This is a genomic window from uncultured Ramlibacter sp., assembly GCF_936925435.1.
In the GTDB taxonomy this organism is placed as follows: domain Bacteria; phylum Pseudomonadota; class Gammaproteobacteria; order Burkholderiales; family Burkholderiaceae_C; genus Ramlibacter.
This window is the reverse complement of sequence record NZ_CAKZHQ010000008.1, coordinates 12,422-36,115: the sequence shown is the minus strand read 5'-3', so window position 1 is coordinate 36,115 and position 23,694 is coordinate 12,422. Positions and strand designations below refer to the sequence as shown.

The 23,694-nt window shown below is 67.8% G+C and carries 26 protein-coding genes; 12 read left to right on the top strand and 14 right to left on the bottom strand.

Features of this window, described 5'->3' with window-relative positions; translation table 11 throughout:
* Nucleotides 1–3: 3 nt before the first annotated feature.
* The 3 genes from sixA to Q0632_RS07075 all read left to right on the top strand — a co-directional run bounded on the left by sixA (nucleotide 4) and on the right by Q0632_RS07075 (nucleotide 3,221).
* The gene (gene sixA, locus Q0632_RS07085) at nucleotides 4–465 is read left to right on the top strand and encodes a phosphohistidine phosphatase SixA (RefSeq protein ID WP_298926359.1); all 462 of its coding nucleotides are present in this window, start codon (nucleotides 4–6) and stop codon (nucleotides 463–465) included.
* Between the two features lie 84 nt (nucleotides 466–549).
* Entirely contained in the window at nucleotides 550–1,731 is a 1,182-nt protein-coding gene (gltS, locus tag Q0632_RS07080) for a sodium/glutamate symporter (protein ID WP_298926356.1), read from the top strand.
* A gap of 2 nt (nucleotides 1,732–1,733) precedes the next feature.
* On the top strand, nucleotides 1,734–3,221 hold the full coding sequence (locus tag Q0632_RS07075; RefSeq protein ID WP_298926353.1) for a TAXI family TRAP transporter solute-binding subunit: 1,488 nt from the start codon (nucleotides 1,734–1,736) through the stop codon (nucleotides 3,219–3,221).
* Nucleotides 3,222–3,226: 5 nt separating this feature from the next.
* Here Q0632_RS07075 and Q0632_RS07070 read toward each other — a convergent pair whose 3' ends face one another.
* The 3 genes from Q0632_RS07070 to Q0632_RS07060 form a co-directional block, all read right to left on the bottom strand.
* Nucleotides 3,227–3,646 (bottom strand): hypothetical protein, encoded by a 420-nt coding sequence (locus Q0632_RS07070; RefSeq protein ID WP_298926350.1) that lies wholly within the window; start codon nucleotides 3,644–3,646, stop codon nucleotides 3,227–3,229.
* A gap of 78 nt (nucleotides 3,647–3,724) precedes the next feature.
* Nucleotides 3,725–4,312, bottom strand: coding sequence for a hypothetical protein (locus tag Q0632_RS07065; protein ID WP_298926347.1), 588 nt, complete (start codon nucleotides 4,310–4,312; stop codon nucleotides 3,725–3,727).
* Between the two features lie 68 nt (nucleotides 4,313–4,380).
* Entirely contained in the window at nucleotides 4,381–5,412 is a 1,032-nt protein-coding gene (locus Q0632_RS07060; RefSeq protein ID WP_298926344.1) for a transporter, read from the bottom strand.
* Nucleotides 5,413–5,488: 76 nt separating this feature from the next.
* On the opposite strand from Q0632_RS07060, the gene ppk2 reads away from it, so the two are divergent.
* The gene (gene ppk2 / locus Q0632_RS07055) at nucleotides 5,489–6,382 is read left to right on the top strand and encodes a polyphosphate kinase 2 (RefSeq protein WP_298926341.1); all 894 of its coding nucleotides are present in this window, start codon (nucleotides 5,489–5,491) and stop codon (nucleotides 6,380–6,382) included.
* A gap of 1 nt (nucleotide 6,383) precedes the next feature.
* On the opposite strand, the gene Q0632_RS07050 is transcribed toward ppk2, so the two are convergent.
* Genes Q0632_RS07050 through Q0632_RS07020 form a run of 7 tightly spaced genes read right to left on the bottom strand, consistent with a single transcriptional unit; the run spans nucleotide 6,384 to nucleotide 11,032 of the window.
* Nucleotides 6,384–6,755: a glyoxalase superfamily protein gene (locus Q0632_RS07050; protein ID WP_298926337.1), complete on the bottom strand. Its 372-nt coding sequence runs from the start codon at nucleotides 6,753–6,755 to the stop codon at nucleotides 6,384–6,386.
* 12 nt (nucleotides 6,756–6,767) lie between these two features.
* Complete coding sequence (locus tag Q0632_RS07045; RefSeq protein ID WP_298926334.1) at nucleotides 6,768–7,043, bottom strand: DUF2164 domain-containing protein; 276 nt, start codon at nucleotides 7,041–7,043, stop codon at nucleotides 6,768–6,770.
* The gene (locus tag Q0632_RS07040; protein WP_298926332.1) at nucleotides 7,040–7,312 is read right to left on the bottom strand and encodes a DUF2277 domain-containing protein; all 273 of its coding nucleotides are present in this window, start codon (nucleotides 7,310–7,312) and stop codon (nucleotides 7,040–7,042) included. The genes Q0632_RS07045 and Q0632_RS07040 overlap by 4 nt, the downstream gene beginning before the upstream one ends.
* A gap of 24 nt (nucleotides 7,313–7,336) precedes the next feature.
* Entirely contained in the window at nucleotides 7,337–7,849 is a 513-nt protein-coding gene (locus tag Q0632_RS07035) for a DinB family protein (protein WP_298926330.1), read from the bottom strand.
* On the bottom strand, nucleotides 7,849–9,333 hold the full coding sequence (gene ppx / locus Q0632_RS07030) for an exopolyphosphatase (RefSeq protein ID WP_298926328.1): 1,485 nt from the start codon (nucleotides 9,331–9,333) through the stop codon (nucleotides 7,849–7,851). The genes Q0632_RS07035 and ppx overlap by 1 nt, the downstream gene beginning before the upstream one ends.
* 54 nt (nucleotides 9,334–9,387) lie before the next feature.
* A complete protein-coding gene (locus Q0632_RS07025) occupies nucleotides 9,388–10,530 on the bottom strand; it encodes an ABC transporter substrate-binding protein (protein WP_298926326.1) in 1,143 nt (380 codons plus the stop codon).
* Between the two features lie 7 nt (nucleotides 10,531–10,537).
* Complete coding sequence (locus Q0632_RS07020; RefSeq protein WP_298926323.1) at nucleotides 10,538–11,032, bottom strand: fasciclin domain-containing protein; 495 nt, start codon at nucleotides 11,030–11,032, stop codon at nucleotides 10,538–10,540.
* Between the two features lie 188 nt (nucleotides 11,033–11,220).
* Here Q0632_RS07020 and pstS point away from each other — a divergent pair, with 188 nt between their 5' ends.
* From pstS to phoR, 7 genes are all read left to right on the top strand, one after another.
* Nucleotides 11,221–12,264 carry a phosphate ABC transporter substrate-binding protein PstS gene (gene pstS / locus Q0632_RS07015; RefSeq protein WP_298926320.1) on the top strand — a complete coding sequence of 348 codons (1,044 nt, stop codon included), beginning with the start codon at nucleotides 11,221–11,223 and terminating at the stop codon, nucleotides 12,262–12,264.
* A gap of 80 nt (nucleotides 12,265–12,344) precedes the next feature.
* A complete protein-coding gene (gene pstC, locus Q0632_RS07010; protein WP_298926415.1) occupies nucleotides 12,345–13,283 on the top strand; it encodes a phosphate ABC transporter permease subunit PstC in 939 nt (312 codons plus the stop codon).
* Complete coding sequence (gene pstA / locus Q0632_RS07005; RefSeq protein ID WP_298926317.1) at nucleotides 13,280–14,164, top strand: phosphate ABC transporter permease PstA; 885 nt, start codon at nucleotides 13,280–13,282, stop codon at nucleotides 14,162–14,164. Before pstC ends, pstA begins: the two co-directional genes overlap by 4 nt.
* 12 nt (nucleotides 14,165–14,176) lie before the next feature.
* Nucleotides 14,177–14,959 carry a phosphate ABC transporter ATP-binding protein PstB gene (gene pstB / locus Q0632_RS07000; RefSeq protein ID WP_298926314.1) on the top strand — a complete coding sequence of 261 codons (783 nt, stop codon included), beginning with the start codon at nucleotides 14,177–14,179 and terminating at the stop codon, nucleotides 14,957–14,959.
* A 1-nt stretch (nucleotide 14,960) separates the two neighbouring features.
* On the top strand, nucleotides 14,961–15,662 hold the full coding sequence (phoU, locus tag Q0632_RS06995) for a phosphate signaling complex protein PhoU (protein ID WP_298926311.1): 702 nt from the start codon (nucleotides 14,961–14,963) through the stop codon (nucleotides 15,660–15,662).
* The gene (phoB, locus tag Q0632_RS06990; protein ID WP_298926308.1) at nucleotides 15,659–16,351 is read left to right on the top strand and encodes a phosphate regulon transcriptional regulator PhoB; all 693 of its coding nucleotides are present in this window, start codon (nucleotides 15,659–15,661) and stop codon (nucleotides 16,349–16,351) included. The genes phoU and phoB overlap by 4 nt, the downstream gene beginning before the upstream one ends.
* A 166-nt stretch (nucleotides 16,352–16,517) precedes the next feature.
* Nucleotides 16,518–17,762 (top strand): phosphate regulon sensor histidine kinase PhoR, encoded by a 1,245-nt coding sequence (gene phoR / locus Q0632_RS06985; protein WP_298926411.1) that lies wholly within the window; start codon nucleotides 16,518–16,520, stop codon nucleotides 17,760–17,762.
* Here the strand turns inward: phoR and Q0632_RS06980 are convergent.
* The 3 genes from Q0632_RS06980 to Q0632_RS06970 form a co-directional block, all read right to left on the bottom strand.
* On the bottom strand, nucleotides 17,713–19,065 hold the full coding sequence (locus Q0632_RS06980; protein WP_298926305.1) for an MATE family efflux transporter: 1,353 nt from the start codon (nucleotides 19,063–19,065) through the stop codon (nucleotides 17,713–17,715). The genes phoR and Q0632_RS06980 overlap by 50 nt on opposite strands.
* Nucleotides 19,062–20,747: a hypothetical protein gene (locus tag Q0632_RS06975; RefSeq protein ID WP_298926302.1), complete on the bottom strand. Its 1,686-nt coding sequence runs from the start codon at nucleotides 20,745–20,747 to the stop codon at nucleotides 19,062–19,064. The genes Q0632_RS06980 and Q0632_RS06975 overlap by 4 nt, the downstream gene beginning before the upstream one ends.
* Before the next feature lie 75 nt (nucleotides 20,748–20,822).
* On the bottom strand, nucleotides 20,823–21,125 hold the full coding sequence (locus tag Q0632_RS06970; RefSeq protein ID WP_298926299.1) for a type B 50S ribosomal protein L31: 303 nt from the start codon (nucleotides 21,123–21,125) through the stop codon (nucleotides 20,823–20,825).
* Nucleotides 21,126–21,246: 121 nt separating this feature from the next.
* Here Q0632_RS06970 and Q0632_RS06965 point away from each other — a divergent pair, with 121 nt between their 5' ends.
* The gene (locus tag Q0632_RS06965) at nucleotides 21,247–22,320 is read left to right on the top strand and encodes an oxidoreductase (RefSeq protein ID WP_298926296.1); all 1,074 of its coding nucleotides are present in this window, start codon (nucleotides 21,247–21,249) and stop codon (nucleotides 22,318–22,320) included.
* Between the two features lie 66 nt (nucleotides 22,321–22,386).
* Here the strand turns inward: Q0632_RS06965 and rho are convergent, their stop codons facing one another.
* A complete protein-coding gene (gene rho / locus Q0632_RS06960) occupies nucleotides 22,387–23,652 on the bottom strand; it encodes a transcription termination factor Rho (RefSeq protein ID WP_298926293.1) in 1,266 nt (421 codons plus the stop codon).
* Nucleotides 23,653–23,694 lie beyond the last annotated feature (42 nt).

Sequence of the window (23,694 nt, the reverse complement as noted above, 5' to 3'; positions counted from 1 at the left end):
GCAATGGACCTGATCCTGTGGCGCCATGCGGAAGCCGAAGACATGGCTGAAGGCGGCGATGACCTGGACCGTGCGCTGACCTCGCGCGGCGACAAGCAAGCGGCGCGCATGGCAGCCTGGCTGGACAAGCTGCTGCCCGAGACAGCCCGCATCCTGTGCAGCCCGGCGCGGCGCTGCGAGCAGACCGTGCTGGCGCTGGGCCGCAAATACAAGATCCGGGCCGAACTGGCACCCGATGCCTCGGTGGACGACATCCTGGCCACAGCCCAGTGGCCGGGCGGCAGGCAGGCGGTGGTGGTGGTCGGCCACCAGCCTGTGCTGGGGCAGGTGATTGCCCAGTTGCTGGGCCTCAAGCAGGACGCCTGTGCCGTGCGCAAGGGCGCCGTCTGGTGGATCCGCACCCGCGAGCGCGACGGCCACCAGCAGACCGTGGTGGTGGCGGTGCAATCCCCCGACGCGCTCTAGGCGCGTTCCAGCGACACATCGGGCTTGTCTGTAGCCCTAAAGGCCAATTCCCGTGGCTGAGCCAGCCGCCCAAACTGGGCTCGCATGAGTCTGTCGCCCCTCCAATCGCTGCTTGCAGCCGCCCTGTGCCTGCTCTTGGGCGCGGCTGTGAACCGGCGCGTTGCCTTCCTGGCCCGCTACAACATCCCTGACCCCATCACAGGCGGCTTGCTGTTCGCCGCGGTCGCCTCGGCCGCTTCGAGTGCGGGCGTCACCATGTCGCTGAACGTGGCCTTCAAGTCCACCTTGCTGCTGATGTTCTTTGCCGGCGTGGGCATGACGGCCGACCTGCGCTTGCTGCGCCAGGGCGGCAAGGCGCTGCTGATGCTGCTGGTGCTGCTGTTCCCCTTCGTCATCATCCAGAATCTCACCGGCATGGTGGTGGCCAGCGTGCTGGATCTGCATCCCATCTTTGGCCTGGTTGGCGGCTCCATCACCCTGGTGGGCGGGCATGGCACGGGCGCGGCCTACGCGGAACGTTTCTCTGAAGTCAATAACCTGCAGGCGGTGATGGAACTGTCCATGACCTCGGCAACGATCGGTCTGATCCTGGGCGGCATCGTTGCCGGCCCGGTGGCACAGTTTTTGATCAAGCGCCACGGGCTGCGTTCCACGGCGCAGGACACCAGCGCCGCCAGCAGCGACGGCAGCGTGCGCACCAGCGGGCTGGGCATGGTGGGGGGCCTGGCCGGCATCCTGGCCGCGGTGATCATCGGCCAGTGGCTGGCGGACAGCCTCAAGGACCTGCCGCTAATGATCCCCAGCTTCCTGTGGTGCATGATCACCGGCGTCGTGATCCGCAATGTCGCGCCGTTCGCGCGGGTGAAGTTCGACGACCAGGCCAGCGGCCTGCTGTCCACCATCTGCCTGAGCCTGTTCCTGGTCATGACGATGATGGTGCTGGACCTGATCGACGTGGCGCTGAGCGCCGGACCCATGCTGCTGATCCTGGTGGCCCAGGTGGTGGTGGTGGCTGCCTATGCCGCCTTCATCTGTTTCCGCTTCATGGGTCGCGACTACGAAGCCGCGGTGACATCGGCGGCCTTCATCGGTTTCAACATGGGCTCGACGGCCACGGCCATCGCCAACATGCAGGCCATCACCGCAAAGTACGGCCCGGCGCCCAAGTCCTTCCTGATCGTGCCGCTGTCCGGCGCCTTCTTCGTCGACCTGATGAACGCGGTGATCCTCACCGGCTTCCTCTCCTTGCGTTTCGTGGGAGGCTGAGCATGCGCCGCCTTGCCGTACTCCTGCTGTTGTCGCTGTTGGCTGCCTGCAGCCGCGGGCCCGATCCCAAAGCCTTGCAGCAGGATGTCGCCGGCCGGCTGGCCGTGGCCTTGCCGGCCGAGCTGCTGGTGCTGGCCGATATGGCGCGGCGCGGCTCCCAGTCCGACCCCAAGGCGCCCGCTGGGCAGGAGCGGCGCATCATCTATTTCGATGCCGATCTCAAGCTGAACAAGGACTACGACTTCGGCGGTTGGGAGTCGCCTGGTGTGGCTGGCGTGGTCAGCGCCATGGGCACGGGCCCCAAGGGCCTGGTGGGCGTCGTCAATGGCGGCAACAAGGCCGGCGACGTGATCCGGGCGCATGGTTCGGCCACCTACAAGCGCGAGGGCGAGAGCTGGGTGCTGGTGGCGCCGCCGGGCCATGGCTTGGTGACGGCGCCAGAGTTTGCGTCCGGCGCCCCCCGGCCCGCTCCGGAGAAGATGCTGGAAGCCATGCGTGGCGCGATCGCCAACGCGCCGCCCGAGACCTCGGCGGCCACGCGTGAGGTGATCCTGCAGGAACTCGAAGGCGCCCATGCAGCGATCCAGGCGCGCCTGGCGCGCGCGGCCCAGGGCTATGCCATCGCGGCCGGCGCCAGCGGCGGCCAGTACCTGCGCCTGGCGCAATCGCTGGACGGCAGCAGGGGCAGGAAGGTGACGGCGCTGACGACCGCGGGCGGCGAGGAGAACCTGCGCATGGTGCGCGACGGCCGGGCGCCCATGGGCCTGGCGCAGGGCGACTCCGCGCTGCTGGCGTTCCAGGGAAAAGGGCCGTTTGCCCAGGAAGGGCCGTACTCCGCGCTGCGTGCCATCGGCAGCCTCTATCCCGAAGCCGTCCACGTGCTGGTGCGCGGCGACGGCGCCTTGCGCTCCGTGGCCGACCTGGCGGGCAAGCGCGTCGCCATCGGCGTGCCCGGTTCGGCTTCCCGCAGCACAGCGCTGGCGGTGCTGCAGGCGCACGGGTTTGCACCCGGCAAGCTGGCCAAGACCCTTGAGTTGCCCCTGAACGAGGCGCTGTCAGCCTTGCAGAACAAGGAGATCGACGCCCTGGTCCAGGTCATCGGCTTTCCGGCTGACAGCCTGCGCGAGGCGGCGGGCGCCATGCCACTGCGCCTGCTGCCGCTGGACGCTGCCGCCGTGCAGGCGCTGGCCAAGGACTCGCCGGCCTTCTTTCCGCTGACCCTGGCCAAGGGCACTTATCCTGACCAGGACAGGGAAGTGCGGACGGTGGCCGTGGCCGCCATCTTGCTGGCCGGTGCGGAACTGACCGATGCCGAGGTGGCCACCGTCACGCGCTTCATCTTCGAGGCCGGCACGGACCTCGCGGCGCGCGGCAGCGCCCAGGGCGCCCAGGTGTCGGCGGCCAATGCACGCCTGGGCCTGGCCGTACCCCTGCACCCGGGGGCGGCACGCGTCCTGGACGCGCTCGCGCCGCCCAAGCCGGCGCAGTAGAGCAATCAGTCCTTGGCCGGGCGGCCGGTCTTGATTGCCGGCACGGCGCGCAACGCCGCCAGCAGCTGGGCATCGCCCAGGGCCGCAAGGGCCTTGATGCCGGCGCGCAGGATCTCGCTCTTCTTGACCGGCACGCCGGCCTTGCCCGCGCGCTGCTTGATCTCGTCGAGTACAGCGAATTCGGCCTTCGGAATGGTGAAGCTGTCGCGCACCAGCTTGGGCTTCTTGGGCTTGTCGGCCTTCACGGTCTTGGCCGCCGCGCCTGCCGGGGCAGGTGCCGCAACGGCCTTGCCTGCTGCAGGGGTTGGCGCCTGGGGCAGTGCCGGCTTCTTCACCGGGGCGGGGGCCGAGGCCTTGCGCGCGGGGCTGGCCTTGAGGGCCTTGGCCGGGGTCTTCTTTGCAGTCGTCTTCTTCGCAGTCGCCATGTTGCTTCCTTCTGGTTAAACGGTATATACAGTTTATACGGTTTTGGCGAGGCGTGAATGGCAGCGAAGTGCTGGGTGTCAGGTGGCCTCGGCGGGCAGCAGCATGGCGATGCGCTCGCTGATCGAGTCGGCACGCTCCGGGCCGGCAGCGCGCTCGATCTCGGAGATCATCGCGCGCGCCGCCCCCAGCATCGACTCCCTGTCCTTGGCGTTGCGCAGGGCCTCGCGGAACTGTTCGGCGAGCGCCGGGTTGCGCCGCGCGAACATGCGTTCACAGATGTCGAACAGGAACATGCGGGTGGTGGCCATCGACCGCTTGCCTTCGAACGCGTCCGCGGCGGCAGACGCAACCGGTGCGGGAAGGGGCGATGGGGCTGGCGCGGATGCAATGGCGGCGGCCTGTGGCGTGATGGCCTGGAATGCCACAGTCCGCAATGCGAACGTTCCCGTGCTGCCGGGGTTGAAGCCCGGCTTGACAGGCTCCAGGTACCCCTGCTGCACGAGTTTCAGGAGCATCTGTTCACCCTCGCCGCCGAACATCGGTTTGAGGTCCAGCAGTGACTTGCGGCCGTCCGTCAGCAGCAGCATGCTGCGCTCGCGCAGGCCCAGTGTGCGTACGCCGGGCTGCAGTTCGCCCCGGGCTTTTTCCGTTCTTTGCAGCAGCATGGCAGCTCCCAACGACCAATGGCGCGATTGGAGCGCACCCGGATGACAGGGGCATGAAGCGGGGGGGCTCAGGACCCGCGCCGGCGGAACGCCAGCCAGCCGGCCACCAGGGTGAAGGCCGCGACGATCGCCGCGACCACCCAGAAGCCGTGGGCGTTGTCGGCCAGCGGCACACCGCCGACGTTCATGCCGAACAGGCCGGCCAGGATGTTGATGGGCAGGGCCAGCACGGTCATCACCGTCAGCACGAACAGGCTGCGGCTGTTGCGCTCGTTGACCATCGCGGCCATTTCCTCCTGCAGCAGCTTGATGCGTTCCTGCAGCGAAGCCATGTCCTGCAGGCCGACCGAGAACTCCTCCGTGGCCTCGCGCAACTGTTGGACGTCCAACTCCGCGATCCACGGCGGTGGGTGCTGCAGCAGGCGGAACAGCGAGGCCGGTTCAGGCGCCAGCAGGCGCTGCAGGCGCACCAGCAGGCGGCGCAGCGTGCCCAGGCGGGCGCGCTTGGCGTCCAGGCGGCCCGACAGCAGTTCGTCTTCGACCTTGTCGACCCGGCCCGTCACGCTGCGCACAATGCCCAGCAGCGCGTCGGCCTGGGCCCGCAGCAGGCGCTCCAGCAGTTCCACGGTGGAGCGCAGCGGCTCGCCGTTCTTGACGGCGGTGCGCAGCTGGTCGATCGAGCGCAGTGGCGACTGGCGCGCCGTCACAACCACGCGGCTGTCCAGGCTGGCCCACAGGGTGGCGATGTCGGGCGCCTCGAAGGAAAAATCGAAATGAACGTCATTGACCACCGCCACCAGGGCATCCTCGTCACGTTCGATGCGGGTGGAGCGCAGTTCTCCGTGCAGCGCGTCCTGGAAGGCCGGCGACAGGCCGGCGTGGCGCTCCAGCCAGCGTGTGGCGCCGGCGTGGGCCAGGTTGAAATGCAGCCAGACAAAGCGCGCCGGGTCTTCCTTGCCCAGGGGTGCGGCACGCAGCGATTCAATGGTGGCGGCTGCTGTGCGCGAGTCCACCGTGGTTGCCGGGACTCCGCTTTCGAACAGATAGCCGCAGATCAACCCGGACTCGTCCGGGCCATAGCTTGATACGGGATGGTCCATGCGCCGTGATTGTGGTGTCCGCCGATGTCATGGCGATGTCACACGCGCCACCGATGATGGAGGATTTGGACCGAAGATGGACAACGACGAGCGCGACCAGCGGCTGCACCTGGACATGCTGGACAGCTACGACGAGGAACTGGAGCTGGAGCTGGACGACCGCAGTTTCGGCCAGGCGCCGCAGGACGATGCGGCCAAGCTGGAGCGTCAGCGCTACTTTCGCGAGCTGTTCCGATTGCAGGGCGAACTGGTCAAGCTGCAGGACTGGGTGGTCGCCACAGGCCACAAGATGGTCATCCTGTTCGAGGGCCGCGACGCCGCCGGCAAGGGCGGCATCATCAAGCGCATCACCCAGCGCCTGAACCCGCGCGTGTGCCGGGTCGCCGCGCTGCCCGCGCCCAACGACCGCGAGCGCACGCAGTGGTATTTCCAGCGCTACGTCTCGCACCTGCCGGCAGCCGGCGAGATCGTGCTGTTCGACCGCAGCTGGTACAACCGCGCCGGCGTCGAACGCGTCATGGGCTTTTGCACCGAGGACCAGTACGAGGAGTTCTTTCGCACCGTGCCGGAGTTCGAGCGCATGCTGATCCGCTCGGGTATCCAACTGCTCAAGTACTGGTCCTCGATCTCCGACGAGGAGCAGCATCTGCGCTTCCTGGGCCGCATCCACGACCCGCTCAAGCAGTGGAAGCTCAGCCCCATGGACCTGGAGTCGCGCCGCCGCTGGGAGCAGTACACCCGCGCCAAAGAGGTGATGCTCGAGCGCACCCACACGCCCGAAGCGCCCTGGTGGGTGGTGGAAGCCGACGACAAGAAGGCGGCGCGCCTGAACTGCATCGGACACCTGCTGGACCAGGTGCCTTACACCGAAGTGCCGCACGCCGACATCGTCTTGCCCGAACGGGTGCGCAGCGAGGACTACAGGCGCCGGCCGGTGTCGCCGGAGATGGTCGTTCCCCAGCGCTACTGATTCAGGATTCTTCCATCGGGCCGTGGAAGCTCAGGCGGTTGCCGAAGGGGTCGGTCAGCCGCATTTCGTGGCCGCCCCAGGCCACCTCCACCAGGCCGGGTCGCGCATTCTTGTACTGCTTGGCCAGCAGTTGCTCCTGGTACGCCGGCAGGCCTTCGGTCTCGATGCGGACTTGGGCGCCGGGGCAGGCATCGCCGAAATGCTCTGACAGGTGCAGCAGGCAGCCCGCGTGCGAGACCTGCATGTACAGCGGCAGGCCGTCCTCGAAACGGTGCTCCCAATCGACCTTGAAACCCAGGAAGTCACGGTAGAACTCCAGCGCCTTGGCGGCGTCGAAGATGCGCAGCACGGGGATGACGCGGCCGGTGCTCATGGCTTGCTCATTTCATTTCTTTTGTTTGGTCTGGCGCTCGTATTTGCGCCAGTAGACGAATGGGTCCTCGTGGACGTCGATGTCGACCTCGGCGATGCGCGCCTGCAGACGCTCCTGCACATCGGCCACGGCCTTGTTGTAGACCAGGGGGCCGATCTCTTCCAGGAAGTAGCCCAGCAGGCCGCCGGCGGCAACGTTGCCGATCTGTTCTTCCATGTTCTCCCGAAAGTAGCGCTCGATGGAGGCGATGGCCTGCTGTCGCTCCTCCTTGCCCAGCTCGATGCTCATCGCGCGCCAAACCTTTCCAGCGAACGGGCCTTGGCCCGGGCCACCTCCGTCTCCCGATCGCGCGGCTGGGCAGTGGTCACCAGCGAGCCGATCAGGCCCTGGGCCGCGGCCGCGACCTGCTCCACAGCCAGTTCGAAGGCCGCCTCATTGGCCTTGGAGGGCACGGAGAAGCCGCTGAGCTTGCGCACGAACTGCAGCGAGGCGTCGCGGATCTCCAGCTCGGTGGCGGGCGGCTCGAAATTGAACAGGGTCTTGATGCTTCTGCACATGGAAAGCCTCCGGATTGGGGCGGTTCAGGCGGCGGCATGGGCCGCGATCTTGCCGCGCAGCCACTGCAGGCCGGCCAGGTGCTGCTGGTCATGGCTGCACAGGTAGTGCACCAGGCTGCGCAGGGTCAGGGGGCCGTAGCCCTCGAAGATGGCGGTCCGCTTTAGCTGGACTGGCTCCAGCGTGGCGACAAGCGCCAAGGTGGTGGCACGGGCCTGGCGAAAGTCAGCCAGGGCGGTCTGCGCGTCGGCCAGGCCGTAATTGCGCTGCGCGGCAACAGCCTCGCTGTCGATGGAGGCCAGCAGGGGCGTGTCTTCCTCCAGAGTCCGGCGGATGCGCAGGTGGTAGCCCTCGACCTCGATGTCACGCACATGCCAGACCTGCTCGATGGCTGTGAAGGCCTCGCTGGGCACACCCTCCCAGGACGGGGGCGCCCAGTGCCGCCAGGCCGGTGCGATGGCGGCGAAGTGGTCCGCCAGCTGGTCCGGAAAGGCCCGCAGCGCTGCCAGCGTGACCTCGTCGATCCGTCCGGCGGCCATCAGTCGAGCACCAGTGCCCAGGGGGTCTTCTGCCAGGCTGCCACCTCCTCACGCAGCAGGTGGGCCGATTGGGGGAAGCGTGCCGCCCAGTCGCCGCGCAGCGGCAGCCGGATCTCATGGTCCTCGCAGCGCAACTGCAGGCCCCTGAGGTCGGGATCGAGCCGGGCATGGCACAGGATCACGGCCAGCCGCAGGCTCACCAGTTGCTGGACGAAGACGGCGTCCTCGAAGTCGGCTTCGAGCTTGCGCAGCTTGCCGCGCTGGCCCAGCACCAGCAGGCTCAGGCGGTGCAACTCGGGCTGGGAAAAGCCGGCCGCGTCGGCGTTGTCCAGAATGTAGGCGCCATGCTTGTGGTAGTCGCTGTGGGAGATGCGGCAGCCGATTTCGTGCAGATGCGCGGCCCAGGTCAGCTTGCGTTCCATCCGCGCCAGCTCGTCTTTGGAGTCGCCGGCGCGCAGCTGGCGCAGCAGCTGGCAGGCCACCTGGGCGACACGCCGTCCCTGGGCCTCGTCGACGCCGAACTTGCTGGCCAGCCGCTGCACGGTGCCCGAGCGGATGTCGGTCGCGCCCTGTTCGCGGTCCAGCAAGTCGTACAGCACACCGTGGCGCAGCGCGCCCTGGGCCGCATGCAGGGTGCCGATCTGCAGCAGATCGAACACCGCCAGCAGCACGCTCAGGCCCCCGCCGATGACCGGCCGCCGGTCGTCTTTCAGGTTGTCCATCCGCAGCCGGTCGGCGCTGCGGGCTGCCAGCAACTGCTTGAGCAGCCAGTCCAGGCCTTCGCGCTTGACCTCGCCCTCGGGCCAGCCGGCGGCGGTCAGGACGTCGCCCACGGCGCCGATGGTGCCGGATGAGCCATAGGCCACGTCCCAATGCGCGGGGCTGAAGGCTGTGGCGGCTTCCTCCAGCACGGCCTTGGCCGCCACCTGGGCGCGGTTGAAGGCGGCCTCGGTGAACTGGCCCTCGGCAAAGTAATGCATCGACCAGGCCACGCTGCCCACGCGCAGGCTTTCCACCGCCCGCGCGTCGTACTGCCGGCCCAGGATCAGCTCGGTCGAGCGTCCGCCGATGTCCACCACCAGGCGGCGCTCGTCCGACTGCGGCAGCAGATGGGCCACGCCCTGGTAGATCAGGCGGGCCTCCTCGCGGCCGGAGATCACGTCGATGGGAAAGCCCAGCGCCTGCTGGGCGCCAGCCAGGAAGGTGTCGCGGTTGCGCGCCTCGCGCAGGGTCTGGGTCGCCACCGCCCTCACCTGGGTCTTGCGAAAGCCCGCCAGCCGTTCGCCAAAGCGCGCCAGGCAGTCCCAGCCGCGCTGCATGGCCTCGGGCGTGAGGTTGCGCGCCTCGTCCAGGCCATTGCCCTGGCGCACGGTTTCCTTGAGGTAATCGGTGCGATGGATCTGACCGCTGTCGTAGCGGCCCACTTCAAGGCGAAAGCTGTTGGAGCCGAGGTCGACCGCGGCCAGGAGAGTACCGTTTTGCATCTGCCCGCAGGATACCAAGGACGAGGGTAGCTTGAGTGGCGCCGGGCCGCCCAGCTAGCCGATGACGCGGCCGTCCGCTGTGAGCAGGCTTTGTGTCACGTAGGTCGCGCTTCGGCCGTCGGCGTTGAAGTTCACCCGGTAGCCGCCCAGGTCCATGGTCGCGCGTTTGCGGAAGGCCGCCAGGGCCGAGGCACGCGTCAAGGGGGTGTCGATCTCGGCCAGCACCTCGCAGGTGTAGTGGGCGGCGATGAAGCCGGCCAGGCTCAGCGCCACCGGTGGCTCGTCGAACAGCCGCGCCAGCACTTCGCGGTAGCGCCGCACGATGGGAATGCCGGCCGTGACCATGGGCACGGCCTGGGTGGCAATCACCGGGGTGGAGCGGGCGCCGCCCATCTGCTGGACGGTCTGCGGGTTGACGTCGGCCAGCGCGACCACATAGCGCTGGCGGGACTGCTTGTCCAGGCCCTGGGTGAACTGCACCAGCTCCGGCGTCCCGCCGATGAACAGCAGCACGGCCGGTGTGGCCGGGGTCAGGCGCAGGCCCAGCCGGGCCAGGTCGCCGTTGCCCTGGTAGGCCTGCAGCTTGAGCTTGAGCGCTGCTGCAGTGCGGGCCACGTCGTCCCGGTACAGGGCCTGCTCGCGTGCCGAGGCAAAGACCGCACCGACCTCCTGCAGGCCGATCGCCGACAGCGATTTGAGCGCATGGGCGATCTGTTCCTGGCGGGCGGCAAAGATGGGAAAGGTCTGCTCGTCGATCTCTGCGCTGGAGTTCTGCAGCCAGGGGGCGACGTGGGCGATGCCCAGGGTTTCCTTGCGCAGCAGGGCGGTCAGCTGGCTGGCGACAGGGTCGCTGACGGTGCCCGACAGGGCGACGCAGGCCGGGTTGTCGCGAATGCTGGCCAGCGCCGCGCGCAGGCTGGCGGGCGTGCCGTCGACTTCGATCGTGCTGTGCTGCACCGGGCGGCCGCGCAGCCCGCCCTTGCTGTTGATGTCCTGCCAGGCCGCGCGCGAGCCGATCAAGAAGTCCTTGGCGACGTCCTGCTGGTCCAGCGAGGTGTCGACGATCTGGGCCACGGTGACGCTCTTGCCTGCGGCGCGGCCCGGCTGGGCGCCGGCGACGCCGGACAGACCCAGCGCCAGGGCGGCGCAGGTCTTCATCGCCCGGCGGCGGCCGGACGGGTCCATGGAAGCGGTCATGCCGGGATCAGCGGGCGGGCGGCGTCAGGACGCGGTCCACGGTGTGCACGATGCCGTTGGTGGCCACGATGTCGGCGGTCTGCACCATGGCGTCCTCCACGGTGACGTACTGGCCGGCCTTGGCCAGGGCCACATTGCCGCCTTGCACGGTCTTGAGGTTGCCGGGCTTGACCTCGGCGGCCGCCAGTCTGGCGGGCACGACATGGTAAGCCAGAAGGGCCTTGAGCTTGGCCGGGTCCTTGGCCAGGTCGTCCAGCGTCTTGGCCGGGACGGCCTTGAAGGCCTCATTGGTGGGCGCGAAAACGGTGTAAGGACCGGTGCCCTTGAGCGTCTCGGCCAGGCCGGCCTGCTGGACCAGGCCATTGAGGGTGCTGAGCTTGGGATCGCGGGCAATGGTGTCGGCGACCGACATCGGCGCGGCCGCCGGAGTGGCGCAGGCAGCCAGCAGGGCGGCCGACAGGACCAGGGACAGGGCAAGGAAAGGACGGTGGGTGGTCATCATGCTTTTTTCTCCAGGGATGGGGTTGCTGCGCAGCGTAGGCAGGCTTTGTGACGCAGCCGTGACTGCTTTGTGACGCAGTCGTGACGCTGGGCCTGGGCTTGGTGGCCGTGGATTTATGTCATAGCGCTGTCACACAAGCTTCCTAGAGTCGGGCCCAACAGATTTCGCAACCCTTCCGAGGAATCCACATGAAAACCGTTTTCCGCATGGCCGCCCTGAGCGCCGCCACCCTGTCGCTCACCGGCCTGGCCTTCACCGCCACGGCCCAGGAAGTCACTGGCGCCGGCGCCAGCTTCCCGGCGCCCCTGTACTCCAAGTGGGCCTCCGATTACCACAAGGCCACCGGCGTCAAGATCAATTACCAGTCGGTCGGTTCGGGCGCAGGCCTGCGCCAGATCGAAGCCAAGACGGTCGACTTCGGCGCCTCCGACGCGCCGCTGAAGGACGAGGAACTCAAGGCCAAGAGCCTGGTGCAGTTCCCCACCGTCATCGGTGGCGTGATCCCGGTGGTCAACATCAAGGGGATCGCCCCCGGCCAGCTGAAGTTGAACGGCCAGGTGCTGGGCGACATCTACCTGGGCAAGATCACCAAGTGGAACGACCCCGCCATCAAGGCCCTCAACGGCACGCTGGCCCTGCCCGACGAAGCCATTGCCCCGGTGCGCCGCGCCGACGGCTCGGGCACCAGCTTCATCTTCACCAACTACCTGTCCAAGGTGAACACCGAGTGGAAGGCCAAGGTCGGCGAGGGCACGGCCGTCAACTGGCCCACCGGCGCCGGCGGCAAGGGCAATGAAGGCGTGGCCGCCTTCGTCAACCGCCTGCCCAACTCGATCGGCTACGTCGAGTACGCCTACGTCAAGCAGAACAAGATGACCTATGCCCTGATGCAGAACGCCGCCGGCCAGTTCGTGGCACCGGAAGACGGCGCCTTCAAGGCCGCCGCGGCGGGCGCCGACTGGGCCAAGAGCTTCTACCAGATCCTGACCAACCAGCCGGGGGCGCAAAGCTGGCCCATCACCGGTGCCACCTTCATCCTGATGCAGAAGACCCAGGACAAGCCGGCCCAGGCCGCCGCCACCCTGAAGTTCTTCGACTGGGCCTACAAGAACGGCGACAAGACCGCCGATGACCTGGACTACGTGCCCATGCCGGCCGCCGTGAAGACGGCCATCGCCAAGTCCTGGAGTGACATCAAGGACGCTTCCGGCAAGACGATGGCGGCCCAGTGAACCACGTGGCTGACCAGACCTTGTCCGGGTCCCTGACGCGCCGGGCCGCCCGGGCGCCTTCGCCCGCGCCGCGCCGCGCGATCCTGAGCGGCGCCCTGGCCGACCGGCTGTTCGGCTGGACGGCGCGCGGCGCGGCCCTGCTCACGCTGGGCCTGCTGGCGGCCATCCTGGTGTCGCTGGTGGTGGGGGCCTGGCCGGCCATCGACAAGTACGGCCTGGGTTTTCTCACCAACAGCGTGTGGGACCCCGTCAACAACGAGTACGGCGGCCTGGTGATGATCTACGGCACGCTGGCCACCTCCTTCATCGCGCTGCTGATCGCCGTGCCGGTGAGTTTTGGCATCGCGCTGTTCCTGACCGAGCTGTCGCCAGCCTGGCTCAAGCGCCCTCTGGGCACCGCCATCGAGCTGCTGGCTGCCGTGCCGTCCATCGTCTACGGCATGTGGGGCCTGTTGGTGTTCGGCCCCATCCTGGCGACCTGGGTCCAGCAGCCGCTGCAAAAGCTCTTCGCCGGTGTTCCCTTCCTGGGCGCCCTGGTGTCGGGCCCGCCCGTGGGCATCGGCATCCTGTCGGCCGGCATCATCCTGGCCATCATGATCATTCCCTTCATCGCCTCGGTCATGCGCGACGTCTTCGATGTGACGCCGCCCATGCTCAAGGAGTCGGCCTACGCGCTGGGCTCGACGACCTGGGAAGTGGTGTTCAAGGTGGTCCTGCCCTACACCAAGAGCGGCGTCGTCGGCGGCATCATGCTGGGCCTGGGCCGCGCCCTGGGCGAGACCATGGCCGTGACCTTCGTCATCGGTAACTTCAACCAGCTCGATTCGCTCTCGCTGTTCCAGGCGGCCAACAGCATCACCTCGGCCCTGGCCAATGAGTTCGCCGAAGCCGCGAGCGGCCTGCACCAGGCGGCGCTGATCTACCTGGGGCTGGTGCTGTTCTTCATCACCTTCGTGGTGCTGTCGCTGTCCAAGGTATTGCTGTCACAGCTGCGCAAGGGCGAGGGGGCCAAGTCATGACCACCGGAGAACAACTGCTGGCCGCGGCCGATCTGGCCGCCACCCGCGAGCAGAGGTACGCGGCGCGCAAGCGCGTCAATCAGCTCGCGCTGGGCCTGTCGCTCGCGGCCATGGCTTTTGGCGTGTTCTGGCTGGTCTGGATCCTGTGGGAGACGGTGCGCCTGGGCGTCGGCGGCCTGGCCTGGGCCACGCTGACGCAGATGACGCCGCCGCCCAACGAGGTGGGCGGCATCGCCAACGCCATTTACGGCTCCTTCCTGATGGTGATGCTGGCGACTTTCATCGCCACGCCGATCGGCATCATGGCCGGCATCTACCTGGCGGAATACGACGTCAAGGGCTGGCTGGGCTCGCTGACCCGCTTTGTCAACGACATCCTGCTGTCGGCGCCGTCCATCGTCATTGGTCTGTTCGTCTACGCTGTCATCGTGGCGCGCTACAAGTCCTTCTCCGGCTGGGCCGGCGTGATGGCCCTGGCGCTGATCGTCATCCCGGTGGTGATCCGCACCACCGAGAACATGCTGATGCTGGTGCCACCCGGCCTGCGCGAGGCGGCCTACGCCCTGGGCGCGCCCAAGTGGAAGGTCATCATCAGCATCACCCTGCGCGCGGCCCGCGCAGGTGTCGTGACCGGCATCTTGCTGGCCATCGCCCGCATCTCGGGTGAGACCGCGCCGCTGCTGTTCACCGCGCTGAACAACCAGTTCTGGACCTCTTCGCTGAGCGAGCCCATGGCCAGCCTGCCGGTGACCATCTTCAAGTTCGCCATGAGCCCCTACGAGAACTGGCAGCAGCTGGCCTGGGCCGGCGTCTTCCTGATCACCGCGGCGGTGCTGGGTCTGAACATTCTGGCCCGTGTCCTCACGCGCAACAAGATCTGACAAGGTTTTCCCATGAGCACCACCCTCACAACGCACAACACCGCCTCCAAGATCTCGGTCAAGGACCTGAACTTCTACTACGGCAAGTTCCACGCCCTCAAGGGCATCAACCTGGAAATCCCGGAGAAAAAGGTCACGGCCTTCATCGGCCCCTCGGGCTGCGGCAAGTCGACCCTGCTGCGCACCTTCAACCGCATGTTCGAGCTCTATCCCGAGCAGCACGCCGAAGGCCAGATCGTGCTGGACGGCGAGAACCTGCTGACCAGCAAGAAGGACGTGGCCCTGCTGCGCGCCAAGGTCGGCATGGTCTTCCAGAAGCCCACGCCGTTCCCGATGTCGATCTATGACAACATCGCCTTCGGCGTGCGCCTGTTCGAGAACCTCAGCGCCACCGACATGGACGACCGGGTCGAATGGGCGCTGCGCAAGGCGGCCCTGTGGACCGAGGTCAAGGACAAGCTGCAGCAGTCTGGCTCCGGCCTGTCCGGCGGCCAGCAGCAGCGCCTGTGCATTGCCCGCGGCATCGCCATCAAGCCCGAGATCCTGTTGCTGGACGAGCCCTGCTCGGCGCTGGACCCGATCTCCACCGCCAAGATCGAGGAGCTGATCGCCGAGCTCAAGAGCGACTACACGGTTGTCATCGTCACGCACAACATGCAGCAGGCCGCCCGCTGCAGCGACTACACGGCCTACATGTACCTGGGCGACCTGGTGGAAGTGGGCGAGACCGAGCAGATTTTCTTCAAGCCCAAGCGCAAAGAGACGGAAGACTACATCACAGGAAGGTTTGGCTGATATGTCCGACAAGCACCTCTCAACGCAGTTCGACAGCGAACTCAACGCAGTCTCTTCCCGTGTGATGGAGCTGGGCGGCCTGGTCGAGTCCCAGATCCGCCAGGCGATCTACGCCCTGTCGCAGTTCAGCGGCGAGGCCGCCGACCAGGTGACCGAGACCGAGAACCGCGTCAACGCCATGGAGATCGAGATCGACCGCGAGCTCTCGTCCATCATCGCCCGGCGCCAGCCGACGGCGCGCGACCTGCGCCTGCTGATCGCCATTTCCAAGACGACGGCCAACCTGGAGCGGGTGGGCGACGAGGCCACCAAGATCGCCCGCATGGTCAAGTCCATCATCGAGAGCGGCTCGGCCCGCGCGCTGCCGGCCTCCGAGCTGCGCGTGGCCGCCGATCTGGCTTCCGGCCTGCTGCGCAAGGCGCTGGACGCCTTCGCCCGGCTGGACACCGCCACGGCTGTGTCCATCCTGAAAGAAGATGACCTGATCGACAAGGAGTTCGACGGCTTCGTGCGCAAGCTCATCACCTACATGATGGAAGACCCGCGCACCATTTCGGCCAGCCTGGACCTGCTGTTCCTGGCCAAGGCCATCGAGCGCATCGGCGACCATGCCAAGAACATCGCGGAGTTCATCATCTACATCGTCAAGGGCGCCGACGTGCGCCATACTTCGATGGAAGAGATCGAATCCGCTGTTCAATGAAGTCCATGCCCAGAGTCCTCATCGTTGAAGACGAGCCGTCGATCGCGGAGCTGATCGCCGTCAACCTGCGCCACAACGGCTTCCAGCCGGTGTGGGCGGAGGACGGCGTCTCGGCCCAGCGTGAGCTGGATGCGGTGCTGCCCGATGCCATCTTGCTGGACTGGATGCTGCCCGGCCAGAGCGGTGTCCAACTGGCCAGGAAGTGGCGCAGCGAGGCGCGCACCAAGGCCATTCCCATCCTCATGCTCACCGCCCGCGGCGACGAGCCGGACAAGGTGGCCGGCCTGGACGCCGGCGCCGACGACTACATCACCAAACCGTTCTCCACCCAGGAGATGCTGGCGCGCATCCGCGCCGTGCTGCGCCGGCGCGCCCCCGAGCAGGTCGACGACAGCGTCAATATCGGCGGCCTGGCGTTGGACGCCGCCACCCACCGGGTGAGCTGGAAGAGCCAGCCGCTCAAGCTCGGTCCTACGGAATTCAAGCTGCTGCACTACCTGATGAAGCATGCCGAGCGCGTGCACAGCCGCTCGCAGCTGCTGGACAAGGTCTGGGGCGACCATGTCTTTATCGAGGAGCGCACGGTCGACGTCCACATCAAGCGCCTGCGCGAGGCGCTGGGCGCCGCCGGCGCCATGGTGGAGACCGTGCGTGGCGCCGGTTACCGGCTCACCGCGCAGGTTGCGTGACGGCCTGCGCGAGAATAGGGCTCTGCCTGCGCACCCGCGCGGGCCTTCTTTCAGCATGCGTTTCGCTCTATTTTTGATAGCGTCTGCAGCAGCAGGGGCGGGAGCTACGGTCCTGTTTGGCTCGCAAAACGCGCTTGCGGGCGTGCTTGCCGTGGTGCTGGGGCGGATGGCCCTGGACCACTGGCGTGGCCGCCGCCTGCTCAAGGCGCTGCGCGCCGACGCCCTGGCCACGCTGCCGGGGCGCGCCGGCGGCATGTGGGGCGAGATCGTCGAGCGCACCCAGCGCCTGCTGCAGGGACGCGAGGCCCAGGTGCGCCAGAGCGAGGCGCGGCTGCAGGAGTTCCTGATCGCCCTGGAGACCTCACCCAACGGCGTTGTGCTGCTCGACGAGAACGCCCGTATCGAGTGGTGCAACCAGACGGCCGCCCAGCATTTCGGTTTCGACGCCCAGCGCGACCTGCTGCAGTACATCGGCAACCTGGTGCGCGACCCGGCGTTCGCCGCCTACCTGGCCTCCTGGAACTACAGCCGCGACGTGGTCCTGAGCATGGCCAAGCCGGGTGTGGCGCCCCTCAAGCTGTCTGTGCAGGTCCATCCCTATGCGGGCAGCCGCCGTCTGCTGCTCAGCCGCGACGTCACCGCGGTGGAGCAGGCCGAGGCCATGCGCCGTGACTTCGTGGCCAACGTCTCGCACGAGATCCGCACGCCGCTGACGGTGCTGGCCGGCTTTGTCGAGACCTTGCAGACCCTGCCGCTGGAGGCCGACGAGCGCTCCCGCTATCTGGCCATGATGGCCCAGCAGGCCCAGCGCATGCAGACCCTGGTCAACGACCTGCTGACGCTGTCGCGGCTGGAGGGCAGTCCGCTGCCCGGCGCCGGCGACTGGGTGCCGGTGCCGGCGCTGCTGGGCCAGGCCGAACAGGAGGCGCGCTCGCTGTCCGCGCTGCTGGCGCCGGGTCGCCAGCATGAGCTGGTGGTCGGCGCGGCGCCAGGCTGGGAACTGTCGGGCTCGCACAGCGAACTGCTCAGCGCCATGTCCAACCTGCTGTCCAATGCCGTGCGCTACACGCCGCCGGGCGGCCGCATCGAGGTCAGCTGGCAGGCCCTGCCCAATGGCCGTGCCGAGTTTTCCGTGCGCGACAGCGGGCCCGGCATTGCCGCCGAGCACGTTCCACGTCTCACCGAGCGCTTCTACCGGGTCGACCGCAGCCGTTCGCGCGAGACCGGCGGCACGGGCCTGGGCCTGGCCATCACCAAGCACGTGGTGCAGCGCCATGGCGCTGAATTGCGCATCGAGAGCGCCCTGGGTGCGGGCTCCACGTTCAGCATCCAGTTCCCGGCCAGCCGGGTGCGCGCACCGGTCAGGTCCGCAGACGGCGCGCCTGCACAGCCCGCCACAGCAGAGCCATGAAGATGGCCGAGGTCAGGGCCAGCGCTGCGGCGCCGGCCGACCAGAAGGCGGCGGGATCGCGCATCGGCCCGAAGCCGGCGATGCCACGGTAGGCCAGCAGGTAGCCGCCGCCCAGGCCCACGCCCCAGAGCATCACGCAGTACACCAGCAGCGAGGAGATCGCGACGCCGTAGCTGCGCAGCACGAAGACGCAGACCGCCTGGACTGCATCGGCCAAGTGATAGAGCGCTGCCCAGACCAGCAGGCTGGCGGCCAGAGCCACCACCGGCGCATTGGCGCCGGCGTACAGGCGTGCCAGTGACGCATGCAGGGCAATCACCAGCGTGGCGCTGCCCAGCGCCAGGCCGATCGCCAGCTTCAGGCCCAGGCGCAGGGCCAGCCGGGCGCGCCGGTCGTCGCCGGCACCCAGCCAATAGCTGACGCGGGCGCTGACGGCGATGCCCAGCGACAGCGGCATCATGTAGAGAACGCCCACCAGGTTGGCGGCGATCTGGTGGCTGGCCGCGGCCACCGTGCCGAGCCGGGCGATGAACAAGGCCATCAAGGTGAAGGCCGTCACTTCCACCAGGATGGCCAGGCCGGTTGGAACGCCCAGGCGCAGAAAGGCCCGCAGCGTCGGCCAGTGCGGAGCCTCCAGCTTGTGCCAGATGCCATACGGCGCGTACATGCTGCTGGTGCGCAGCATCCAGCCCACGCAGGCCAGCATCAGGTAGGTGACCACCAGGGTGGCCCAGGCGCAGCCGGGCAGGCCCATGACCGGCAGGCCCAGCCCGCCGAAGCAGAACCAGGCCGACAAAGGCACTTTCAGCGCCAGCCCGCCGATCTGCAGCCAGGTCACCAGCAGCGGCCGGCCCAGGCTCTGGTTGAGCGTGGCGACCATGCGAAACAGCAGGGCCGGCGGCAGCGTCGCTGCCAGGATGGCCAGGTAGATCTGGACCTCGCCCTGCAGGGCCGGCGGCACCTCGGTCCAGCGCAGCAGCGGGCCCGGCAGCAACAGGCAGGTGCAGCCGAAGGCGATGGCCGCCAGTGCCAGGTACAGGGCCTGGCGGAAGGAGCGGCCGACGTCGGTGTGGCGGGCGCCGCCGCGCAACTCGGCCCAGACCGGCAGCTGGGCCTGGATCACGCCGTTGAGCGCCACTGCGATGCTGATGTAGACGGCCGAGCCGACCGAGAGCGCGGCCAGGGCTTCGCTGGAAAAGCGGCCGGCGACGATGGTGTCGGTCACGCCGAAGGCCATCACAGCCAACTGGCCCACCAGCACGGTTCCGGCGTGGCGCGCGATGCTGCGCAACTCCGTCGTCAAGGGCGGACCGCCCGGTACAGCAGCAGGTTGTCCTTGGCCTCGGTCGGCCGACGCGCCGTCGTCACCAACTGCCAGCGCTTCATGTCGATCGCCAGCGAGGCCGAGGCCTGGACGTCGGAGGCCACCACCAGCCAGGGACAGTCCCGGGCCGTGCCAACGGCGCGCAATTCGACGTGGCCGTGGTAGCGCAGGGCGGCGAGCTGGCCACGGCTGAGGCCAAAGGTATCGACGCAGCCTGGCGTGTCCAGCGCGGCGGTCACGCCCCGAACCACCGGCGTGTAGCTGCGCGCGTAGTCCAGCACCGGCAGCCACAGCGTCATCACCAGCAGCCAGCACAGGGCGGCGCCGCCCGCCGGCAGTACCAGGCTCTTCCAGATGGCCGCGCGGTTGCGACCGACGCGCCAGCGCACCAGCCAGCCCCAGGCCAAGGTGCCGGCCAGCGCCGCCACAAAGGCGATCAGGGAGAAGCTGGTTTCGTAGCCGGGTGCCAGCTTGAGCACGTTGGCGGCGGGCTTGGCCGGCACCCCGGTCTGCAGCGACAGCCAGATCACCCAGATGATGACGGCGCAGCCGGTGAAGAACAGCAGGGTGAACCAGTCGATCAGGGCCGACACGCTGCGCTTGAGCGTGGGCAGGGCAAACGCCGCCAGCGTTGCCAGCGCCGGCAGGCCGAGCAGCAGCGAGCGGTCTGCCGCTGGCGTGACGATGGTGGCGGCCAGCGAGACCAGCACAAACCACAGGGGCAAGGCCACATGGCGGCTGCCCAGCTGGCGGCGCCAGCGCCACAGGGTCCACAGGGCCAGCGGCCAGGCCGGCCAGGTGAACCACAGCAGCAACTTGCCCAGCGAACGCAATTCGCGGCCCTCGCCGGCTTGCGAGCTGATGCGCCAGTGCCAGGCCTGCAGCCACCAGGCCAGGCCGGCCGCGATGGCGGCCGCCAGCAGCACCAGCGCCGCCCAGCGCCAGCCGCTGCCGGGCGAGGAGGCGTCGGCCGGCGGGTCCAGCAGGGTCACCAGGGCGCCTCCCAGTGCGAACAGCACAGCCATGGCCGGTGCGCCGCTCAGCGCCAGGCCGGCCAGCCCGGTGAGCAGGCCGATGGCCGGCACCACGGTGCGGTAGGGCAGGGCTGCCATGGCATAGAAGGCCAGGGTGGTGCAGCCCAGCTGGGCCAGTGCCGGCGTGGTCTCATGCGACAGCTGCAGCAGGCCCAGGCAGGCGATCAGGGCCAGCAGGCCGCCGTCGGCGATGGCCCGGGCGTAGTCGGTCGGCTGCGCCTCGCCGCCGAAGGCGAAGGGCACGGGTTGGGCGCGCGGGCTGCGCGCCAGGTAGTAGACGCTGTACCAGGTGCCGGTCAGCGTCAGGACCAGCAGGGCGACGAAGGGCAGGCGGGCCGCGAAGTCGGGCGCCATCCAGGCCGGCGCCGCCTGCATGGCCCAGGCACCCAGCCAGTAGGGCAGCAGGGCGTCGAACTCCGGCGGCTGGCCCAGCAGGGTGGGCGCCAGCCAGTCGCCGCCGCGGGCCAGTTCGAGCATGTAGCCGAAGGCCGTCATGTCGGCGTTTTTCCAGGGCTCGCGGCCGACGAAACCAGGCACCACATAGGCCAGGCACAGCAGCAGCAGGGCAATGCGCGGCAGACGGCGCACGCCGCTCTGGGCAACGATGGCAGGGGTGGGCTGGTTCACGGGAAGGGCGAGTGTGCCTCAATGCAAAAGGGCAGCGCGGTCACCCGGGCTGCCCTTGGCTGGCGAAAGCGCTGCTTACTTGGCTTCAGCGGCCTCGGCCTTGGCGGCTTCTTCGGCCTTGGCAGCGGCAGACTTGCCGAACTTCTTGAAGAACTTGTCGACGCGGCCGCCCATGTCGTTGACCGACTTCTGGGTGCCCGTGTAGAACGGGTGCGATTCGCTGGAGGTGTCCAGCTTGAACAGCGGGTATTCCTTGCCGTCCTTGGTCTTGCCCATTTCCTTGGTGTTCACGCAGGAGCGGGTCACGAACTCGAAATTGTTGGACATGTCCACGAACAGGACGTCGCGGTAATTGGGGTGAATGCCTTCTTTGGCCATGGTGTGTTCCTTGGGGTCGCTGCGGCAGCCACCGGGGCGAGGAATTCGCCGGGCACTTGTCGCTAGAGCCCAAAATTATCGCACAAAATCAAGGACTTGCAAAAACAACCGGGAGCTGGGAATGACGGACAAGACGCTGCGGGTCGGTGTGGTTGGCTACGGCTTTGCGGGCAAGACCTTCCATGCCCCGGTGCTGGCCGGGGTGCCGGGCCTGGAACTGACCGCCGTGGCCAGTTCGGACGCGGCCAAGGTCCATGCCGACTGGCCCGGGCTGGAGGTGCACGCCGACCCCCACACCCTGTTCGCGCGGCCCGACATTGACCTGGTGGTGATCGCCACCCCGAACGACTCGCACCACAGCATGGCCCGCGCCGCCCTGCTGGCCGGCAAGCATGTGGTGGTCGACAAGCCCTTCACCCAGACCCTGGCCGAGGCCCAGGACCTGGCCGCGTTGGCGGGCAGCCAGCGGCGGGTGCTGTCGGTCTTCCAGAACCGGCGTTTCGACGGTGATTTCCTGACCCTGCGCCGGCTGCTGGCCGGCGGGGAGCTGGGCCAGGTCGTGTATGTCGAATCGCATTTCGACCGCTACCGGCCGCAGGTGCTGCCGCGCTGGCGTGACCGCCCCGGCGCCGGCGGCATCTGGCCGGACCTCGGCTCGCACCTGGCCGACCAGGCGCTGCAACTGTTCGGCCTGCCCGATGCCATCAGCGCCGACATGGCGCCGATCCGTGACGGCGCCGTCACCGAAGACTATTTCCATGTGCAGCTGCGCTACGCCAAGGGGGCGCACGCCGGCCTGCGCGTTGTGCTGCACGCGACCACCATCGCCGCCGAAGCGGCGCCCCGCTTCCTGGTCCACGGCAAGCTGGGCAGCTATAGCAAGCGTGGGGTGGACGTGCAGGAGGATGCGCTCAAGGCCGGCGGCCGGCCGCAGCTGCAAGCTCTGGGAGAGTGGGGCAAGGATGACCGCGACGGGCTGCTGACGCTGCCTACAGGGCTACGCAGCGTGCCGACCCTGCCGGGCAACTACTTGGCGTACTACGCCGCGGTGCGCGACGCGATCCTGGGCAGGGGCGAGAACCCCGTGCCGCCCGAGCAGGCCGTGCAGCTCATGGCCTTGCTCGAACTCGGGCGCCGCAGCGCCCATGAGCGCAGGGAACTGGAGGTCGCTGTTTTGCCGACGGGCCGCCCCTAGGCAAAACGCGGCCCCCTCGGGGGGGCAGGGAGCTACACGCAGTGAGCGAGCGCGGGGCCAACAGTACTAGCCGCCGCGGCGCATCATGTCGAAGAACTCGACATTGCTCTTGGTGGCCTTCATCGACTTCAAGACCATTTCCATGGACTCGATCTCGTCCATGTTGTACATGAACTGGCGCAGGATACGGGTTTTTTGCAGGATCTCGGGGGCCAGCAGAAGCTCTTCGCGACGGGTGCCCGAGCGATTGAGCTGGATCGAAGGGAAGACGCGCTTTTCGTAGAGGCGGCGGTCCAGGTGAATTTCGCTGTTGCCCGTGCCCTTGAATTCTTCAAAGATCACTTCGTCCATACGGCTGCCGGTATCGATCAGAGCGGTGGCGATGATGGTCAGCGAGCCGCCTTCTTCCACGTTGCGGGCCGCGCCCAGGAAGCGCTTGGGCCGCTGCAGGGCGTTGGAGTCGACGCCGCCGGTCAGCACCTTGCCCGAGGAGGGCACGACGTTGTTGTAGGCGCGGGCCAGACGGGTGATCGAGTCCAGCAGGATGACCACGTCCTTTTTCAGTTCGACCAGGCGCTTGGCGCGCTCGATCACCATCTCGGCCACGTGGACATGGCGGGCGGCCGGCTCGTCGAAGGTCGATGCAATCACTTCGGCCTTCACCGAGCGCTGCATTTCCGTCACTTCTTCGGGACGCTCGTCCACCAGCAACACCATCATGTAGCTGTCGGGGTAGTTGGCGGCGATGGCATGCGCCATGTGCTGCATCATCACCGTCTTGCCGCTCTTGGGCGGCGCCACCAGCAGGGCGCGCTGGCCTTTGCCGATGGGCGCGATGATGTCGATGATGCGGCTGGTGATGTTCTCTTCACCCTTGAAGTTGTCGCGCTCGAGCTTCATCTGTTCCTTGGGGAACAGCGGGGTCAGATTCTCGAACATCACCTTGTGCTTGTTCTGCTCGGGCGGGCCGTCGTTGACCTTGTCCAGCTTGGTCAGCGCGAAGTAGCGCTCGCCATCCTTTGGCGTGCGCACTTCACCTTCGATCATGTCGCCGGTGTGCAGGTTGAAGCGGCGCACCTGGCTGGGCGAGATGTAGATGTCGTCGGTGCTGGCGGTGTAGCTGGTGTCGGGGCTGCGCAGGAAACCAAAGCCGTCGGGCAGGATTTCCAGCACGCCGTCGGCGAAGACCTGCTCGCCGGCACGGGCGCGCTTCTTGATGATGGCAAACATCAGCTCCTGCTTGCGCATGCGGCCGGTGTTTTCAATCTCAAGCTCTTCGGCTTGCTTGAGCACTTCCGACACGTGCAGTGCCTTGAGTTCGTTCAGGTGCATGGAATGACCCCTTGCGGAGTTTTAGATTGGGTCTGGGGGAGG